Below are 4162 nucleotides of genomic sequence, written 5' to 3'. Positions count from 1 at the left end.
GTCCTTGCTTGGTTCATTGCGATTCCCCAGTCCATTAGTTGTGCCTGCCCAGTCTAATTAGGTGTCCAGCCCGGCGACAGGCCCCGCACAGGCCGTCGCGGCGATCGGCAAACCCGAGCCGGGTCGCGCCCGCGACCCCGGCCGGCCCGGAGTTGGCCGGCCGGCACCGCGCCCCGACCCGGCCGGCGTTCATGCCGGCGCTGGACACTGCCCGCCCCAGCCCTTACCCTAACTGTCAATTGCCCGAGGCCGGATGCAGCGGCCCGTCGCGACAGGATCCACGCCGTCGCCACGTCAGCACCCGTACTTCCCCGCACACCATCGGTGCGCCAGTACGCCAGTGCACAGCTGCAGACCACCGGCTCACGCCCGCAACCCCCTTCGTCTCAGCCGCCACGCCTTGTCGTGACGCGTAGGCCGGGGCCGTTCGGGCCTAAAGCACACGCCTTTATAGAGTGGTCCGTAGCACCCGCAGGGAAGCTCGATCCCGGTCCTTGCACGACCTGGCGCGGCTCTCGATGCGGTCATGCGCCGCAAGCATCGTCGTAACTGCAGTGCCCACGGCCCGGAGGGGCCGGTTTCGAATGAGCAACGAACCCGCGCCCGTCGCGACCGAATCCAGCCCAGCCCCGACGACGCCTCAGCAGCAGGAAATGCCGCTGGCGATGGTCCACGGCCAGCCGGTGCTGCAGATTCCGCAGGATCTCTACATCCCGCCGGACGCGCTCGAAGTCATCCTGGACGCGTTCGAAGGCCCGCTCGACCTGCTGCTGTACCTGATCCGCCGTCAGAATCTGGAGATTCTCGACATCCCGGTCGCCGAGATCACCCGGCAATACGTGACCTACATCCAGGCCATGCACGAAATGCGTTTCGAGCTGGCCGCCGAATACCTGGTGATGGCCGCGATCCTGGCCGAGATCAAGTCGCGCATGCTGCTGCCGCGCGCGGCCAACGAGGAAGGGATCGAAGAAGACCCCCGCGCCGAGCTGGTCCGTCGACTGCAGGAGTACGAGCGTTTCAAGAAGGCGGCCGAGGACATCGACACCCTGCCCCGCCAGGACCGCGACACCAGCCCGGCGCAGGCTTACGTGCCGGACCGGGCTTCGGTCAAACTGCCGCCGCCGGTCGATCTGCGCGAGATGCTGCTGGCCCTGCACGACGTGTTCAAGCGCGCCGAGCTTTACACCCAGCACGCGATCAAGCGCGATGCCTTGAGCGTCCGCCAGCGCATGGGCGAACTGCTGACCCGCATGTCCGATGGCGTGTTCCATCGTTTCGAATCGCTGTTCACGGTCGAAGAAGGCCGGCTCGGCATAGTGGTAACGTTCCTGGGCCTGTTGACCCTGGCCAAGGAACAGTTGATCGAGATCGTCCAGGAGCAGCCCGAAGAGGGCCGCCCGCCGGCGCCGATCTACGTCAAGTCGTTGGCGCTGATGAAGGACCCCGACGAGATCGAACTCAGCAGCGAGTTCGACGACGCCGCCAACGATGACCGGGCTTTGTGACTTGGCTGTCGTGACTCGGCTGTCGCCGTCGTTCCGCCTCGCCGGGGCGGATTTGATCGGGGTGGATTTGATCCCGGCAGGGGCCGGGACCGCATCGCTCGAACGTTCCTGCACCTCAGCCTCCGGGTTCCGCGAACGCGGCCGTGATGGCCCCGATACGCAGTTCCCGCCTCGCCCGCTCCCGCCATAGCCAGATCGGCCGAGCAGACCGGTCGACCACCGACCCAGGCACCGATTCCGCACAGGCTCCAGGGCCGATCGCCAACGCAACGATTCAGACGCATTCCATGGACCAACTCCTCGTCACCCGCATCGTCGAAGCCGCCTTGCTCGCGGCCAACCAGCCGCTCACGCTGGCGCAGTTGCATGCCCTGTTCCCCGAGGACCAGCCGGCACCGGCCGACAGCGTCGAGACCGCGCTGGAAACCCTGCGCGAGGGCTGTGCCGAGCGCGGCGTGGAACTGGTCGAGCTGGCCTCGGGCTTCCGCTTCCAGGTCCAGGCCGACGTCCATGCCTGGGTCGCGCGGTTGTGGACCGAACGCCAGACCCGCTACACCCGCGCCACCCTCGAGACCCTGGCGCTGATCGCCTACCGCCAGCCGATCACCCGCGGCGAGATCGAACAGGTCCGCGGCGTCGCGGTCAGCAGCAACATCATCAAGGCCCTGGAAGAACGCGAGTGGATCCGCGTGGTCGGTCACCGCGACGTGCCCGGCAAGCCGGCCCTGTTCGGCACCACCAAGGCCTTCCTCGATTACTTCGGCCTCAAGCGCCTGGACGAACTGCCGCCGCTGTCGGAGCTCAAGGACATCGGCGAGCTCGAACCGCAGCTGCCGCTCGACGGCGAGGCGATCGCCGCCGGCGGTATCTCCACCGGCAACGACGCCGAGGCCGGCCTCGAAGAAGCCAGCAACGATGCCGAAGCCGGCGACGATGACAGCGATTCGATCGACGACTCCACCGAATCCGCCGAGTCCGCCGGGTCCGCCGAATTGGGCGACCCCAGCGACGGCGCCGACGACACCCTCGACGGCGACGAAGCCCACACCGAATCCGACGACGCTGGCGCCGACACCAGCGTCGACGCCGACAGCGATACCGATAGCGATACCCACACCGATACAACCGTCCTTTCGGACGACCCCGAAGCCGCGCCGGGCGAGCGCGCGGCGGACGCGAACGATCACGAGCAAGACCAACACGCCGTCGAGACGACGACCGTTCCGGAATTTGAGGCCGAGTCCGAAGACGACCGGCCGGAGCAACAGAAATGACTGAAGAAAACCGCCGCAAGCTCTCACTGAAGCGCGGCAGCGATGCCGGCGCCACCGCCGAGGCGCCGCGTCTGGAAGAACGCCTGCACAAGGTCCTCGCGCAAGCGGGCCTGGGCTCGCGCCGCGCGCTCGAGCAGCGCATCGCCGACGGCCTGGTCAAGGTCAACGGCGAGACCGCCCAGGTCGGCATGAGCATCAAGGGCGGCGACAAGATCGAACTCGATGGCCGCAGCTTCATCGCCAGCGCCCTGACCGAGCCGTCGCGCGTGCTGATGTACAACAAGCCCGAAGGCGAAGTGACCACGCGCGAAGACCCCGAAGGCCGTCCGACCATCTTCGACTCCCTGCCCGCGCTGAAGGGCGCGCGCTGGATCGCGATCGGCCGCCTCGACATCAACACCACCGGTCTGCTGCTGCTGACCACCGACGGCGAACTCGCCAACGCGCTCATGCATCCCTCCTTCGAGGTCGAGCGCGAGTACGTCTGCCGGGTGCGCGCGCCGGAAGGCCAGGAGCAGGTTCCCGACAACCTCGTCGACCGCCTCGCCCGCGGCGTCGCGCTCGAGGACGGCCCGGCCAAGTTCGACGAGATCGAACGCATCGGCGGCAGCGATTCGCACGACTGGTTCCGGGTCGTGGTCAAGGAAGGCCGCAACCGCGAAGTGCGCCGCCTGTGGGAATCGCAGGGCTGCCAGGTCAGCCGCCTCAAGCGCATCCGCTACGGCGGCGTGGCGCTGCCGCGCGAACTGCTGCGCGGCCACTCGCAGGAGCTGGTCGGCGAGAAGGTCGACGCCCTGCGCAGCGACCTCGGCCTGGAAGAGGGCACGCCTTCGGCGCTGACCCTGCAGCCGGTGATCGGCCAGCGCAAGGCCGCCAAGTCGACCGTGCACCTGTCCGGCGAGCGTTCGCACGGCTATGTCGGCGGCCACAACACCGCCGACGAAGGCCGCGAACTGCGCCGCTTCGACCATGTCCGCGAAGATCGCGGCGGTCGCGGCCGCGGCGGTCCGCGCAAGCACGGCGGCCTGACGGTCAGCGGCGAAGCCGCGGCCAACCAGTCGCACAAGCCGTTCAAGCAGCGCAAGGAAAAGGGTCCCAAGCCCCTGCCCGATGGCAATCCCGCCGCGTTCCGCACCTGGTACGTGCCCGATGGCGTCGAGACCGGCCCGAGCGGTCACCGCAATCCGGACGGCCAGGGCCGCAAGCCCTACGGCGGCAAGCCGGGCGGCGGATTGCGAGTCATCGTTGCCTTGCCCTGCCTGTGGTGTGGGAGATTCCGTAGCGACGGCGCGGCTGCGCCGCCACAACGGGTTTGCCTGGCTTAGTTGAAGTCCAGCACGTACTCGACGGCGATCTCGCGGCCGACCGGACTGAAGATGC

General features: G+C 68.0%; 3 protein-coding genes. All 3 read left to right on the top strand.

Features of this window, described 5'->3' with window-relative positions; genetic code table 11:
- Positions 1-584: 584 nt before the first annotated feature.
- A complete protein-coding gene (locus GLA29479_RS23240; RefSeq protein WP_057917840.1) occupies positions 585-1508 on the top strand; it encodes a segregation and condensation protein A in 924 nt (307 codons plus the stop codon).
- 287 nt (positions 1509-1795) lie between these two features.
- The gene (scpB, locus tag GLA29479_RS23235; protein WP_057973001.1) at positions 1796-2782 is read left to right on the top strand and encodes an SMC-Scp complex subunit ScpB; all 987 of its coding nucleotides are present in this window, start codon (positions 1796-1798) and stop codon (positions 2780-2782) included.
- Positions 2779-4107 (top strand): pseudouridine synthase, encoded by a 1329-nt coding sequence (locus GLA29479_RS23230; protein WP_082638944.1) that lies wholly within the window; start codon positions 2779-2781, stop codon positions 4105-4107. Before scpB ends, GLA29479_RS23230 begins: the two co-directional genes overlap by 4 nt.
- Positions 4108-4162 lie beyond the last annotated feature (55 nt).

Origin of the sequence: Lysobacter antibioticus (assembly GCF_001442535.1) — a bacterium.
Taxonomy (GTDB): domain Bacteria; phylum Pseudomonadota; class Gammaproteobacteria; order Xanthomonadales; family Xanthomonadaceae; genus Lysobacter; species Lysobacter antibioticus.
This window is presented reverse-complemented; position numbering and strand designations above follow the sequence as displayed.